This window comes from Noviherbaspirillum sp. L7-7A (genome assembly GCF_019052805.1).
Lineage (GTDB): Bacteria > Pseudomonadota > Gammaproteobacteria > Burkholderiales > Burkholderiaceae_D > Noviherbaspirillum_A.
The window spans coordinates 200,571-213,107 of record NZ_JAHQRJ010000003.1 but is presented as its reverse complement, the minus strand read 5'-3'; the positions used below and the strand labels follow the sequence as shown (position 1 = coordinate 213,107).

Sequence of the window (12,537 nt, the reverse complement as noted above, 5' to 3'; positions counted from 1 at the left end):
CCACGTTTAAGGGAAGCCATAGCGCACGCCGACAAATAATGTGCGGCGCTCGGTGGCATAGTTCTTCGCCAATTCATAGTCCTTGTCGAAAAGATTGCCGATGCGGCCGAACACGGACCAGTCCCGGTTCAGCGCAAGGCTGGCATGCAGGTTCACCAGGCCATAGCCCGGCAGCCGCGTGGTGCCGCCCGCATACTCGAAGCGCTCGGACGACAACACCGCTTCGACGCCGGCGCGCCATGCGCCCTGCACGTAATCGGCGGCAAGCGCCGCATGACGCCGGGCCCGGCGCTGCAGCAGCCTGTCATTGCTTTCATCATGCGGGTCCTGCAGGTCCAGCGACGCCCTCAGCTGCAGCCTGCCCAGCCGGGTGCCGGCGCCCACCGTCAGGCCGCGCAGCAACGCCTCGCTGACGTTGTAGGCGCAGCCGTTGGCATACACCGCGGGCCTGATCGGGCAGGGGTTGGCATTGACCAGCAGACTGCTGATCGGGCTGCGGTACAGGGCGGCGCTGAACTGGCTCATGCCGTCATCGTAATACAGGCCGAGTTCCGCATTCCTGCCGGTCTCGGGCCGGTTGTCCGGTATGCCATAGGGCCGGCCGCCGCTCGTGGCATACAGCTCGTTGAAGGTCGGCTGCCGGAAGCTCGACGCCAGGCTGGCATTGGCGCGCCAGGCCGGCGCGAAGCGGTAGCCGTAGGCGATGCTGCCGCTGGTCTTCGCGCCGAACTGGCTGCTGTCGTCATTGCGCACGCTGCCGCTGGCCAGATGCATGCCGCGCCGCAGCTGGTAGGACAGCGCCGCCGAGTCGGTGGTGCGCTTGCGCTGCAGCGCCGCGCTGCTGGCGTCGACGCTTTCCTCGCGCCGTTCCAGCAGCGCCTGCAGCAGGTCGGGGCCGAAGGCGATGTCGTTCTGCCAGCTGATGGCGTTCTGCGTGGTGTCGAAGCGGTCGGTGGCGATGCGGTAGGCGCTGCCGGCGCCGGTGCCGGCGGTGGAGCGCAGCTCGTCGCGCGACTGCGAGACCTGCAGCTGGCTGGTCCAGTCGGCCGTAAAGCGGTTGCGGCTGGTGAGCGCATAGGCGCCAAGCCGGCTCAGGTTGCGGTCATCGTAATAGCGGCGCGCGCCGCGGGCCGCCGCCACCGAGCTGTCGAACTGGGCGTCGAGCCGGCTCTGCAGCAGGATCAGGCCCAGCTGGTGGCCCGGCGCCAGGTCGTAGGAGAGACTGGCGCTGGCGCTTTCGCGCTGATAGCCATCCTTGTCCGCGTCCTGGCTGGCAAGGCCCGGCTTCTTCGCCGAAAAGCCGTCCGCGCTCTGCCGCGCCACACCGAAGGCATAGCGGAAATTGTGCTCGCCACCGGTGGCACCAATCAGGCTGGCATCGACGCTGCGGCTGCCATAGCTGCCGACCCCGGCTGATGCGGCCAGCCGTGGCGGGCCGTCGCCCTTCCTGGTGAAGATCTGCAGCACGCCGCCGACCGCATTGGCGCCATACAGCGTGGCCAGCGGGCCGTACACGATTTCGATGCGGTCAATCAGTGACAAGGGGATAGTTTGCCAGCTCGGCTCGCCGCTGGTGGACGAGCCGATGCGGATGCCATCGATCAGCACCACGCTCTGCTTGCCTTCGGCGCCGCGCAGGTACACCGTGGCGCTGCTGCCCGGCCCGCCGTTCTGCACGATTTCCACGCCGCGCTGTGCCTGCAGAAGGGTCGTCATCGAGTTGGCGCCAGACTGGGCGATCTGCTCGGCGCTGATGACCGTGGCATCGGCCAGCAGGTCGGCGCGGGCCTGCGGCGCGCGGGTCGATGTGACGATGATGTCGTCCATGCGCTGTTGCGGCACCTGGGCCGAGACGGCCAGCGGCAAGCCGGCGGCAAAGGAAAATAGAAGGGCGAACGGCCTGGCGCCGGCATAAACCGGACGGGTTGTGAAAGCAAGCATGAAATGATCAATGGCGAATTCTCCAGCCTGCCTCCCCGCAAGCCGGATTACCAGGAGGGCCACGCCTGTGACGGCGGTGGCCTTCCACCTGTTCTGGCCGGTATCCGGGCTCACAAGTCAGACCGGCCTGCCTTCCCATGCTGGACGCACAGTGGCTTTCAGGACGGCCGCCGCATGCAGAATTGAGCATGCGACGCTTGCTTACCGTTGCGGGGGCAGCACACGTTATATCAATCCATCTCTCATTGAGGACGGCGTGTTTCCCGTTTAACTGCGGACATGGACATGGCCGCGGGCACCAGAACGGCGCTATTGTAAGGGCGCGCTTGACAATTGACCAAGCAATTGACCAGACAAATTGGCATGGCCCAGTTTCAAAAAGGCAATCAGGGCCCGGCCGCGTAGTCGGCAATCACCAGTTCGCCATAGGCGATCCGGTGCGGCGCCCGCGCCGCCGCGCTGGCGATGTCGGCAATGCCGTGATGCGCTAGTGCCGCCAGCAGCAGCCGGATCACGCCGGCATGGCAGACCAGCACCGCATCCCGTCCCTCGATTTTCAGCCCGTCATGAAAGGACTTCACGCGTTCGGCCACGTCCAACACCCGCTCGCCGCCGCCGGGGCGATAGGCCACCGTGTCAGCGGCCCAGGCATCCACCTCGCTGCGCGGAATGCGGTCCCAAGCCTGCATTTCCCAGGCGCCAAAGTCCATCTCCAGCAGCCTGGCGTCGTAGCGCACCGTGGCGCCCAGCGCGCTGGCGAGAGGCTCGGCCAGCGCCGCGCAGCGGTCAGCCGGGCTCGACCACAGCAGGGCGTCGCGCGGCAGCCGCGGCGCCAGCGCGCCGGCCGCTTCCAGCGCGCGTTCGATGGGCACGGCAAGATCGCTGCGGCCATAGCAGATGCCGGCAGCGACCTCAGGCTGCGGATGGCGGATCAGGTAGAGTCGCATTGCCTCAGCGCCCGGCCAGAGCCAGCAGGCCCAGGTAGAACAGCACTTCGGCTACCTGCTGCACCGCGCCCAGGCAGTCGCCGGTATAGCCGCCCAGCCGGCGCAGGAACATCCTTGCCATCCAGACAGTGCCGCCCAGCGCCAGCAGGCAGGCAAGCAGCGCGCCCTGCCAGGCCAGCAGGCCGACCGCGCACAGGGAGAGAAGCGGCGCGATGCCGGTACAGAGGGCAATCATGAATTCGCCATTGCTCATGCGGGTGGCGAGCGGCTTGGCCTTGCCTTCATGCCGGGCATAGGCCATCAGCCGGATCAGTGAACCCGACAGAAGGCGCGACAGCGGATGCGCGGCCAGCAGGCCGGCAGCGGCAGTCCATGTCGGCAGGCTGGCCAGCGCCGCGATCTTCAGCGCCAGCATCAGCATGATGCCGATCGCGCCGAAGGCGCCGACGCGCGAGTCCTTCATGATTTCCAGGGTGCGTTCGGCGGTGTAGCCGCCGCCCATACCGTCGCAGACATCGGCAAAGCCATCCTCGTGAAAGGCGCCGGTGAGCAGGATGCCCAGTATGGTCGACAGCAGTGCCGCCACGGCAGGCGGCCACAGCTGCGCTGATGCAGCATGAACGGCAGCGGTGGCAAGGCCCACCACCAGGCCCACCGCGGGAAAAAAGCGCGCCGCATGATGCAGCCATTCGGGATCGAAGCCCACCCGCTGCGGTATCGGTATGCGGGTGAAGAACTGCAGGGCCACGAAGAACAGCCGCGCCTGGTGCTTCAGTGCCGGTACCAGGCCAGCCGGCCTACTCATGCCCCGGCTGCCCGGTTGCTCACCGATGCTGACTCGAAGGTCGCCATCCCGCAGAGGAAGCCGGCTGCCGCCTGCACTAGCGACAGGGCCAGCGCGGCGCCGGTGCCTTCGCCCAGCCGCATGCCCAGTTGCAGCAATGGCCGGCCGCCTAGCTGCTGCAGCAACTGCCGGTGGCCGTGCTCGCCTGAGCAGTGGGCAAACACGCAGTAGTCCAGCACGGCGGGCTGCAGCCGTGCCGCCACCAGCAGCGCGCTGCTGACGATGAAGCCGTCGATCAGGAGCACCATGCGCCGCTCTGCCGCCCTCAGCATCGCGCCGGCCATCATCGCGATTTCCAGTCCGCCGAAGGTGGCCAGCACGTCCAGCGGCGCCACGACGTCCCGGTGCAACGCCACCGCGGCGTCGATCACGGCCTGCTTGCGACGCACGCCGTTGGCATCCAGGCCGGTGCCGGCGCCGACGCAGTCGGCCAGCGGCAGGCCGGTCAGCTTGTGCATCAGGGCCGCGGCCGAGGTGGTATTGCCGATCCCCATTTCACCGAGGCCCAGCAGATTGCCCGGCAGCCCATCGGCCAGCGCGTAGCCATGCGCCAGTGCCGCCTCGCACTGGGCAGCGCTCATTGCCGGCTCGCGCGCGAAGCTGCGGGTACCAAACGCGACCTTGCAATGCGTCAGGCCGGGAAGGTCGCCAAAGTCGTGGTTCACGCCCGCATCCACTACCTGCAGCGCGCAGCCGTTCTGGCGCGCGAACACATTAATGGCCGCGCCGCCGGCCAGGAAGTTAGCCACCATCTGCGCCGTTACGCTCTGCGGATAGGGCGAGACGTTTTCCGCGACGATGCCATGGTCGGCCGCAAACACCAGCAGTGCCGGCTTCTCGATGCGCGGCTGCACAGTGCGCAGGATCAAGCCCAGCTGCAGCGCCAGGTCTTCCAGCATGCCCAGGCTGCCGGGCGGCTTGGTCTTAGCATCGATGGCGGCGGCGAGCCGGCTGGCCAGGGCGGCGTCGGCAATGGCATGGACTGTCGGGATGGACATGAAGGAAGGGATCGGAAGAAAGCGGGGAGTGTAGAAGCGCAGGAAGGCAGCGTCAAATCAGGCGCGCGGGCGACGGCCAGAAGAAGGGTACGCCGCTGCGCTGATAACGCCGGTAAGGCGCGCCGTAGGCCGCTGCCAGCCGTGCCTCCTCATGCAGCGAGCCCAGCATGAAGTAAGCCGTGCTGACCAGATTGAAGGCAAGGCGGCGCGTGGTCATGTGGGGCGTGAGCCAGAAGATCGGTATCCCGCAGAAGTTCAGCGGATGCCGGCTCCACCGATAGGGTCCCGCCACCGTGAGGCGTCCATCCGGCCCGCGCTCCGGTCCCTGCGCATACGGCCCCGCCGGCATCGCCAGGCCATACCGCCATGCCTGCAGATTGTGGATGCCGGCAAGATACGCCACGCCGGGCTGGCGCGCCGCCGCATACAGGTAGGCCAGGCCGCCGGCCTGCCCGGCACGCAGCAACACCACGGCCGGGCCGCTCACCTGGTAGAGAGTGCGCCGCGGCAACCGGGCGCCATAGGCAATCAGGCCGGCAAAGCCAAGCACGGACTGACCAACGAAGAAGAGGCGGTAAAAGGCATCCGCGCGGCGCTGGCCCAGGAGCCGCGCCGCATGCCGCTTGGCCGCACGGCTCGCCAGCGCGCTGTGCACCAGCGCAAATGCCGTAGTGGCCAGCGCCATCTTCGTAGTGCTCTTCATCGGTCTCCGGGCATCATGGCGCAATGCCGGATTCGACCGGCGGCGCAGCGGCGCGTTCCTGTGTCCGGCATTGAAATGCACCGGGCAGGACGGCAATCAAACCGCCCTGCTCCATATCTGGTTTCATGCTCTGCATGACAGGCTCTGTAATGGGCCAGGAATGACAGCGACGGAGAGACCAATGCCACACGCCACCCGCATCCTGCGCCTGCCTGGCGACGGGCTGGAACTGCATGTCGAAGTCACCGGCGAGGGCAGTCCGGTGATCCTGCTGCATGGTTTCCCGGAAAGCGGCCACTCCTGGCGCCACCAGGTCGGGCCGCTGGCCGACGCCGGCTATGCCGCCTGGGTGCCCAACCTGCGCGGCTATCCGCCATCAGCGGTGTCTCCCCGGCAGGGCGACTACCATCTGCGCCGGCTGGCCGCGGACGTGGCGGCGATCGTGCGTGCCACCGGCGATGCGCGTGCCCATGTGGTGGGCCATGACTGGGGCGGCATCATCGCCTGGACCTTCGCCGGCCTGTACCCGGCGCTGCTGGACAAGCTGGTGATCCTGAATGCGCCGCACATGGCGATCTATTCCGGCAAGGTCTGGCGCAGCAGCCAGTTGCTGCGCAGCTTGTATGCGGTGTTCTTCCAGTTGCCCCGCTTGCCAGAAGCGGCGATCTCGGCCGCGGACTACCGCATGATGCGCGAGATGTTCGTCCGCATGCCGCTGCAGAAGACCGCCTTCGGGCCGCAAGATATTCAGCATTACGTGGATTGCCTGTCGCAACCCGGCGCGTTGAAGGCGGCGCTCGACTACTACCGCGAGAACATGCGCAGCGATGGCATGGCGCTGGCCGCCTCAGTGCATACCGATGCCAGCACGCTGGTGATCTGGGGCGACCACGACCCGGCGCTGGGCGTGTTCCTGCTCGAAGGCTTGCCGCGTTATGCGCCCAATGTGCGCATCAAGCGCATCGGCAAGGCCAGCCACTGGGTGCAGACTGAAGCGCCGGCCGAGGTGAACCAGGCGCTGCTGAGGTTTCTAAGGGAGTAATCCCGACTGCCCGTAATCAGCGGCCAGCCGGCGAGGCGGAGGCTTAGTCGATCTTGATCTGGGCGTCGGAAATGACCTTGCCCCATTGCGCGATCTCGGCCTTGAACCAGGCGCCGAACTCGTCCGGCGTGTTGGTCTGCGGCTCGGCGCCCTGCCCGGCCATCTTCTCGCGCACGTCCGGCAGCTTCACGATGCGGGCCATCTCGGCATTGAGCTTGTTGATGATGGGCCTGGGCGTGCCGGCCGGCGCCATTACGCCCTGCCAGCTGCCGGACACGAAGCCGGGCACGGTCTCGGCAATGGTGGGCACATTGGGCAGCTGCGGCAGCCGCTTGGCGCTGGACACCGCCAGCAGGCGCAGCTTGCCGTCCTTCACATGCGGATAAGTGGCCACCATGCCGTTCATGGTGACGTCGATCTGGCCGCCGACCAGGTCGGTGATGGCCTGGGCGCCGCCCTTGTACGGGATGTAGCCCCATTCGGCGCCGGTCTTCTGCGCAAACAGCACACCGGCCAGGTGGGCCGCGCTGCCGGTGCCGGCGGCTGCCGCGAAATTGACCTTGCCCTTTTGCGCTTTCGAATAGCTAACCAGCTCCTTAACCGACTGCACCGGCATGCCGGGATAGGTCACCAGCAGATGCGGCGAATAAGCCAGCAGCGTGACCGGCGCGAGGTTGGTGGTCGGGCTGAAGGGCAGCTTGGGATAGAGCGTGGGGCTGATTGCCAGGTTGCCCACATCCATCAGCAGCAGGGTGTAGCCGTCGGGCTCGGACTTGGCGACCAGGTCGGCGCCGATGTTGCCGTTGGCGCCGGCGCGGTTTTCCACCACCACCGGCTGGCCCCAGGCATCGGTCAGCTTCTGGCCCACCATGCGTGCCAGCACATCGGAAGTGCCGCCGGCCGGGAACGGCACCACGATGCGGATTGGCTTTTTCGGATAGCCGGCGGCTGCATCCTGCGCGGTCGCGGCCGTGGTGGCCAACAGGCCTGCACAGGCGGCGGCCAGCAACGCTACGGTTTTCATCATCTTCGTCTCCAGGGGTCTGATCATTTGTCTGCTGCGGGCTTGCACCGGAAGGGCCCGGTGCAAAACGGTAATTTTCCGGGCTGTCTGCGCAGCGCCTGTGGCCTGATTATAGGCAGCGGATTCATATTCGTCTAAGCTATAAAATGGATCCATCCATGCGGGAATTGAATTGATGATTGAACTGTTCCAGATCAGGTGCTTTGCCGCAGTCGCCGAGGAGCTGCATTTTGGCCGCGCTGCCGCCCGACTCTTCATGACCCAGCCGCCGCTGAGCCGGCAGATACAGATGCTGGAGCAGGCGCTGGGCGTGCAGTTACTGGAGCGCTCCAGCCGTAGCGTGCGGCTCACGCCCGCCGGCCAGGCTTTCTACCGCGACAGCACCGCTGTGCTGGCCCTAACCAGCCAGGCGGCCGACACCGCGCGCCGCATCGCAAGCGGCGAGGCCGGCCGGGTGGTGCTGGGCTATACCGCGGTGGCCGGTTATGCGCTGATACCGGAACTGGTGGCGGCGCTGCAAAAACGCTTTCCGGCGGTCGACATTGTGCTGCGGGAAATGGTTTCGTCCGACCAGCAGCAGGCGCTGTCCTCGCACGGCATCGACCTTGCCTTCCTGCGGCCGCTGGTTTCCGGCGAGGCCTTTGGCTATGCGCTGGCGTCGAAGGAGCCGCTGCTGCTGGCAATCCCGGCCAGCCATGTGCTGGCCGCCAAGCTGCGTCCGGCGCTGAAGGACCTGGCGGGACAGGACTTCATCATGTACGACCCGGTGGAAGGCAGCTACTTCCACCAGAAGATCGCCAGCCTGTTCGCCGCCTCGGGCATTGCGCCGCGCTATGTGCAGCAGATCGCGCAGACCCACACGATACTCGGCCTAGTGCGCGCCGGCATCGGCATGGCCATCGTGCCGGCGTCTGCCCAGTCGCTGCGACTGGAAAACATCGTCTACCGGCCGCTGTGGCGCAAGGATGTGGTGGCTGAGCTCTACATGGCCTGGCCGCTGGCGCATCGCAATCCGGCGCTGGATGCGGTCAGGGATTTCGCGCTCATCTGCCTGGCCGAACAGGCTAAAGCCGGAAACATGCAACTGCTGCCGGCAGGCTGAAACATTGACTGTCGACAAGAGTAGCGGCCGCGCCAGCCCCATGACGTGATTTCACGCATGCCTGGCCTGCACAAGTGCAGAACCTTGCGCTGTTGCATGGACTCGAAATTTTACTGAATGGCGCCATATTCGATGACATCTTTCCCGATGAAACACACCATGCAAAAACTGACCGCAAAACTGTTCTTGACCCTGGTTGCATGCACCCTGGTGGTGCCGGAATCCTATGCGAAGCGCCTGGGCGGCGGCCGATCGGTAGGACGGCAGGCGCAGGTCACCAGGCAGCGTGCCGCGCCGCCGCCATCGGTCGTCAGGCCGCGTCCAGCGCCCCCGGTCGCGCAGCCGCGCCCGGTGCGGCCACCCTATGTCGGAGGGGCGCCAGCGCAGGTGCAGCGACGTCCGGGCAGCCCGCTGGGCGGCATGTTCGGCGGCGCATTGCTGGGCCTGGGTCTGGGCTCGGTGCTCGGCTCCAGCCATGCTCAGGCCGCGGCCGAGCAGGAAGCGGCGCGACAGGAGGCTGCAAGACAGGAAGCCGCAAGGCTGGAGGCGGAGAAGCGGCAACAGGAAGAGGCGGCGGGTGGCAGCCCTCAGGGCGCCACTTCCGCAGCTTCAGGCGAAACGCCGGCCACGCCGGCGGCACCATCCACTTCCGGCAATTGGTAACTGGCAGGCAGTAATGACCTGCCTGCTGCGGGCGGACTTCGTGCAAGCCCGCAGCAGGCAGGAGCCGATCGGAGGACAAGCATGCGACACAATGCACGCCCGTTGTTCTGCATCGCAGCCATCGCGCTGCTTTCCGGATGCATTACCCGCACCGTAGAGATCAGGCCGGTGGCCCCGGTCGTGGAGTCGCGTTCCGCGCCAGTGCTGGCGCGCGGTGGCATGGCATCGCCAACAGCGCCGCGATCCCCGCTGGAGGCTAGCGGCGCCAGCGTGATGTCGCGGCAGGAGAGTTCGGGCCAGGCCGTGGAAGCGGTGACACCTGCCGGCGTGCAGGTCGAAGCCGTGACTCCGGGGATGTATTCCGGCCGCTCGCTCTCGTTTGAAAGGGATGAAGCGCCGAAGTAAGCCTCTGGCTTTTGGCTTCAGGCTGCCAGCAGTTGCGGCGCCCGATCCGTCGGCAGTGCCTGCATGCCGGCTACGGCCGGCTCTTCTGCCTCTAGCTTGAAGGCGCCGACCACGCTGGCCAGCACGGCCGCCTGCTGCTGCAGCGCCGCCGCGGAAGTGTTGGCCCGCTCCACCAGCGCGGCGTTCTGCTGCGTTACCTGGTCCATCTGCGCAATCGCCGCATTGACCTGCTCGATCTCGGCAGTCTGCTCGCTGCTGGCAGCGCTGATGTCAGCCAGGATTTCGCTGACGGTACGGGTGCTGGTGACGATCTCGTTAATGGTCTGGCCCGCATGCTGCACCCGGTTGCCGCCCTCCTTCACCTGGCCGACCGAGGCTTCGATCAGCACCTTGATTTCCTTGGCGGCGCTGGCCGAGCGCTGCGCAAGGCTGCGCACTTCACTGGCCACCACCGCGAAGCCGCGGCCGTTCTCGCCAGCGCGGGCGGCTTCCACCGCAGCGTTCAATGCCAGAATATTGGTCTGGAAAGCGATGCCGTCGATGACGCCGATGATGTCGACGATCTTCTTCGACGATGCACTGATGGCTTCCATAGTGCCTGCCAGTTCAGCCACGGCGCTGCCGCCCTTGGCGGCCAGGCCCGAGGTGGAAGTCGCCAGCGCATGCGCCTCATGGGCGCCATCGGCATTGCGCTTTACCCGCGAGGTCAGTTCCTGCATGCTGGCCGCGGTCTGCTGCAGCGAGCTGGCCTGCTCCTCGGTGCGTGAAGACAGCTCTAGGTTGCCCGAGGCGATCTGGTCCGATGCCACCATGATGGCGTCGCTGGTCGAGCGGATCTCGGTGACCACGTCGGTCAGCTTGTCCTCCATCGCGCCCAGGCCGCGCAGCAGCCGGCCGAAGTCGCCGCCCCGGTCGCTCTCGAATTCCTGGCTGAGGTCGCCCGAGGTCACGGTGTCGGCGATCAGCACGGCCTGTTCCAGCGGCTGCGCGGTGCTCCACTTCAGCCACAGCGCACCACCGACGCCGGCGGCCACCGCCAGCAAGCCGGCTGCCAGCATCAGCATGCGCGCCGACGCCACGTCGGCTGCCAGCGCCGCGGTCTTGTTGGCGGCGACGATGGCTTCCAGCTTCGATGGATCGCCCAGTTCGCCCAATTGAAGGGCGCCGGCGGCCATGCCGCACAGGCTCAAAGCCAGAACTGCGGTAAAGCTAATGCCAATACGCGTGCCGATCTTCAGATCGTCGAATGCCATTGTGTCTCCTGTATTGAATGATGTCCGTTGCGGGTTGCCGTGTTGCATGCCAGATCAACTTTTTGAAATAAGTTGTCTAGCGGAAATACATTATTTCACAAATTTGTCCATCGCCCATTCCTTCGCTAGAAAAAATGCTGGGACAGCAGCAGGAATTGGGCGCGGTCATGCGCCCGTGCGGGTGCCCGGACCGGCGCTGGATTGTGCCGGCGAGGTTGGCCCCTGGGGCGTTTCGGAGCAGCGGCAACGCTGGGCGGAAGGCATGGATGACATCGATGGCGGTGCGGGCCGCCGTTTCCCGTGCAGCGCGAAGCGAACGACAGCGACACGGTCGATCGCACAGGATTATTGACAAAGCATTTGCATGCCGCGCTGGCATTTTATTACCTATATGGTGAATTAGTGTATTGAGACTTTATCCCACTGCAACTTCGGGGCGCTCATATGCGAAAAAACGCCTGCGTTATTATCTCTTGACCATCGTGCCAACCCGGTTCTATCATACGTTTATTAACCAATCGGTTAATTAAAACGATTCCAGGCCGACACATGCCGTCCGCGCGGCCGCCAGACAGAGACGAGGAGACATCATGAAAGCTGTTCATTACGCAGGCCTAGCCTGCATTGCAGGACTGATGCATGTTTCGGCTGCCGCGCAGGCGCCAGCCTATCCGACCAAACCGATCCGCGTGGTCGTGCCGTTCACCGCCGGCAGCACCACCGACATCATTGCCCGCGCCATCACCGACAAGCTCAGCGCCAGCCTGGGCCAGCAGGTGGTCGTGGACAATCGCGGCGGCGCCGGCGGCACCATCGGCGCGGCAGCGGTGGCGCATGCGGCGCCCGACGGCTACACCCTGTTAATCCATTCCTCGTCTCATACGGTCAGCCCGTCCACCTTTGCCAAGCTGCCCTATGACACCCTGAGGGACTTCGCTGGCGTGACCCCCATCGCCACCCTGCCCAATGTGCTGGTGGTATCACCAACCAAAAACCTGCGCTCGGTGAAGGAACTGGTCGACGCCGCCAAGGCCAAGCCCGGCACCCTAAACTTCGCCTCCGCTGGCCAAGGGAGCGCCACCCACCTGAATGCGGAGAAGTTCAAGGTGCAGGCTGGCATCAATACCACCCACATCCCGTTCAAGGGATCGCCAGAGGCAGTCAATGAAGTGCTGGCCGGGCGGGTCGAATACTATTTTTCGCCGATTGCGCCGGTGCTGCCGCAGATCAGGGAAGGCCGGCTGCTGGCCCTTGCGGTCGGGTCGCCCCAGCGCTCCAGCGCCCTGCCGGATATTCCCACCACGGCCGAAGCCGGCGTGCCCAATTCCGAGTTCAATTTCTGGATCGGCATGATGGCGCCGGCGAAAACGCCGCGCGAGATCGTGGCCAGGTTGCATGCCGAAGTGCAGAAGGCGCTCGCTTCCGACGATGTGAAGGAGCGCTTCGCCAAGCTCGGCGCCGAAGTCTGGACCCTGCCGCCCGAGCAGTTCGACCGGTACATCCAGGAAGAGGTCAACGCCAACTCGAAGCTGGTCAAGGATGCCGGCATCGCCCCGCAATAACACCGCAGCCACGCTGCAATAACGCCGCAACCACACCGCACCGAACCACCGAA

The 12,537-nt window shown here is 65.9% G+C and carries 13 protein-coding genes and 1 riboswitch; of the genes, 5 read left to right on the top strand and 8 right to left on the bottom strand.

What is annotated here, in order from left to right; translation table 11 throughout:
• Positions 1-6: 6 nt before the first annotated feature.
• From KTQ42_RS22490 to KTQ42_RS24305, 6 genes are all read right to left on the bottom strand, one after another.
• Entirely contained in the window at positions 7-1,941 is a 1,935-nt protein-coding gene (locus KTQ42_RS22490; RefSeq protein ID WP_217347850.1) for a TonB-dependent receptor, read from the bottom strand.
• Between the two features lie 77 nt (positions 1,942-2,018).
• A riboswitch (cobalamin riboswitch) is annotated at positions 2,019-2,259 on the bottom strand.
• Positions 2,260-2,327: 68 nt separating this feature from the next.
• Complete coding sequence (locus tag KTQ42_RS22485; protein ID WP_217347849.1) at positions 2,328-2,888, bottom strand: histidine phosphatase family protein; 561 nt, start codon at positions 2,886-2,888, stop codon at positions 2,328-2,330.
• 4 nt (positions 2,889-2,892) lie between these two features.
• Positions 2,893-3,693 (bottom strand): adenosylcobinamide-GDP ribazoletransferase, encoded by an 801-nt coding sequence (locus KTQ42_RS22480; RefSeq protein ID WP_217347848.1) that lies wholly within the window; start codon positions 3,691-3,693, stop codon positions 2,893-2,895.
• On the bottom strand, positions 3,690-4,730 hold the full coding sequence (gene cobT, locus KTQ42_RS22475) for a nicotinate-nucleotide--dimethylbenzimidazole phosphoribosyltransferase (protein WP_217347847.1): 1,041 nt from the start codon (positions 4,728-4,730) through the stop codon (positions 3,690-3,692). The genes KTQ42_RS22480 and cobT overlap by 4 nt, the downstream gene beginning before the upstream one ends.
• Before the next feature lie 52 nt (positions 4,731-4,782).
• Positions 4,783-5,433 (bottom strand): hypothetical protein, encoded by a 651-nt coding sequence (locus tag KTQ42_RS22470; RefSeq protein WP_217347846.1) that lies wholly within the window; start codon positions 5,431-5,433, stop codon positions 4,783-4,785.
• A 13-nt stretch (positions 5,434-5,446) separates the two neighbouring features.
• Complete coding sequence (locus KTQ42_RS24305) at positions 5,447-5,569, bottom strand: hypothetical protein (RefSeq protein ID WP_283093320.1); 123 nt, start codon at positions 5,567-5,569, stop codon at positions 5,447-5,449.
• Positions 5,570-5,614: 45 nt separating this feature from the next.
• On the opposite strand from KTQ42_RS24305, the gene KTQ42_RS22465 reads away from it, so the two are divergent.
• Positions 5,615-6,475 carry an alpha/beta hydrolase gene (locus tag KTQ42_RS22465; protein ID WP_217347845.1) on the top strand — a complete coding sequence of 287 codons (861 nt, stop codon included), beginning with the start codon at positions 5,615-5,617 and terminating at the stop codon, positions 6,473-6,475.
• 43 nt (positions 6,476-6,518) lie between these two features.
• On the opposite strand, the gene KTQ42_RS22460 is transcribed toward KTQ42_RS22465, so the two are convergent.
• A complete protein-coding gene (locus KTQ42_RS22460; RefSeq protein WP_217347844.1) occupies positions 6,519-7,502 on the bottom strand; it encodes a tripartite tricarboxylate transporter substrate binding protein in 984 nt (327 codons plus the stop codon).
• 172 nt (positions 7,503-7,674) lie between these two features.
• Between KTQ42_RS22460 and KTQ42_RS22455 the strand changes: the two genes are divergently transcribed.
• The 3 genes from KTQ42_RS22455 to KTQ42_RS22445 all read left to right on the top strand — a co-directional run bounded on the left by KTQ42_RS22455 (position 7,675) and on the right by KTQ42_RS22445 (position 9,669).
• On the top strand, positions 7,675-8,601 hold the full coding sequence (locus tag KTQ42_RS22455) for a LysR family transcriptional regulator (RefSeq protein WP_249223066.1): 927 nt from the start codon (positions 7,675-7,677) through the stop codon (positions 8,599-8,601).
• A 159-nt stretch (positions 8,602-8,760) separates the two neighbouring features.
• On the top strand, positions 8,761-9,264 hold the full coding sequence (locus KTQ42_RS22450) for a hypothetical protein (RefSeq protein ID WP_217347842.1): 504 nt from the start codon (positions 8,761-8,763) through the stop codon (positions 9,262-9,264).
• 81 nt (positions 9,265-9,345) lie between these two features.
• On the top strand, positions 9,346-9,669 hold the full coding sequence (locus KTQ42_RS22445; RefSeq protein WP_217347841.1) for a hypothetical protein: 324 nt from the start codon (positions 9,346-9,348) through the stop codon (positions 9,667-9,669).
• A gap of 17 nt (positions 9,670-9,686) precedes the next feature.
• On the opposite strand, the gene KTQ42_RS22440 is transcribed toward KTQ42_RS22445, so the two are convergent.
• The gene (locus KTQ42_RS22440) at positions 9,687-10,922 is read right to left on the bottom strand and encodes a methyl-accepting chemotaxis protein (protein ID WP_217347840.1); all 1,236 of its coding nucleotides are present in this window, start codon (positions 10,920-10,922) and stop codon (positions 9,687-9,689) included.
• Positions 10,923-11,512: 590 nt separating this feature from the next.
• Here KTQ42_RS22440 and KTQ42_RS22435 point away from each other — a divergent pair.
• Entirely contained in the window at positions 11,513-12,484 is a 972-nt protein-coding gene (locus KTQ42_RS22435) for a tripartite tricarboxylate transporter substrate binding protein (RefSeq protein WP_217347839.1), read from the top strand.
• Positions 12,485-12,537 lie beyond the last annotated feature (53 nt).

Excerpts from the sequence above, each read along its gene's own strand:
- KTQ42_RS22490 (WP_217347850.1), bottom strand. The coding sequence starts at position 1,941 with ATGCTTGCTTTCACAACCCGTCCGGTTTATGCCGGCGCCAGGCCGTTC.
- KTQ42_RS22485 (WP_217347849.1), bottom strand. The coding sequence starts at position 2,888 with ATGCGACTCTACCTGATCCGCCATCCGCAGCCTGAGGTCGCTGCCGGC.
- KTQ42_RS22480 (WP_217347848.1), bottom strand. The coding sequence starts at position 3,693 with ATGAGTAGGCCGGCTGGCCTGGTACCGGCACTGAAGCACCAGGCGCGG.
- cobT (WP_217347847.1), bottom strand. The coding sequence starts at position 4,730 with ATGTCCATCCCGACAGTCCATGCCATTGCCGACGCCGCCCTGGCCAGC.
- KTQ42_RS22470 (WP_217347846.1), bottom strand. The coding sequence starts at position 5,433 with ATGAAGAGCACTACGAAGATGGCGCTGGCCACTACGGCATTTGCGCTG.
- KTQ42_RS24305 (WP_283093320.1), bottom strand. The coding sequence starts at position 5,569 with ATGCAGAGCATGAAACCAGATATGGAGCAGGGCGGTTTGATTGCCGTC.
- KTQ42_RS22465 (WP_217347845.1), top strand. The coding sequence starts at position 5,615 with ATGCCACACGCCACCCGCATCCTGCGCCTGCCTGGCGACGGGCTGGAA.
- KTQ42_RS22460 (WP_217347844.1), bottom strand. The coding sequence starts at position 7,502 with ATGATGAAAACCGTAGCGTTGCTGGCCGCCGCCTGTGCAGGCCTGTTG.
- KTQ42_RS22455 (WP_249223066.1), top strand. The coding sequence starts at position 7,675 with ATGATTGAACTGTTCCAGATCAGGTGCTTTGCCGCAGTCGCCGAGGAG.
- KTQ42_RS22450 (WP_217347842.1), top strand. The coding sequence starts at position 8,761 with ATGCAAAAACTGACCGCAAAACTGTTCTTGACCCTGGTTGCATGCACC.
- KTQ42_RS22445 (WP_217347841.1), top strand. The coding sequence starts at position 9,346 with ATGCGACACAATGCACGCCCGTTGTTCTGCATCGCAGCCATCGCGCTG.
- KTQ42_RS22440 (WP_217347840.1), bottom strand. The coding sequence starts at position 10,922 with ATGGCATTCGACGATCTGAAGATCGGCACGCGTATTGGCATTAGCTTT.
- KTQ42_RS22435 (WP_217347839.1), top strand. The coding sequence starts at position 11,513 with ATGAAAGCTGTTCATTACGCAGGCCTAGCCTGCATTGCAGGACTGATG.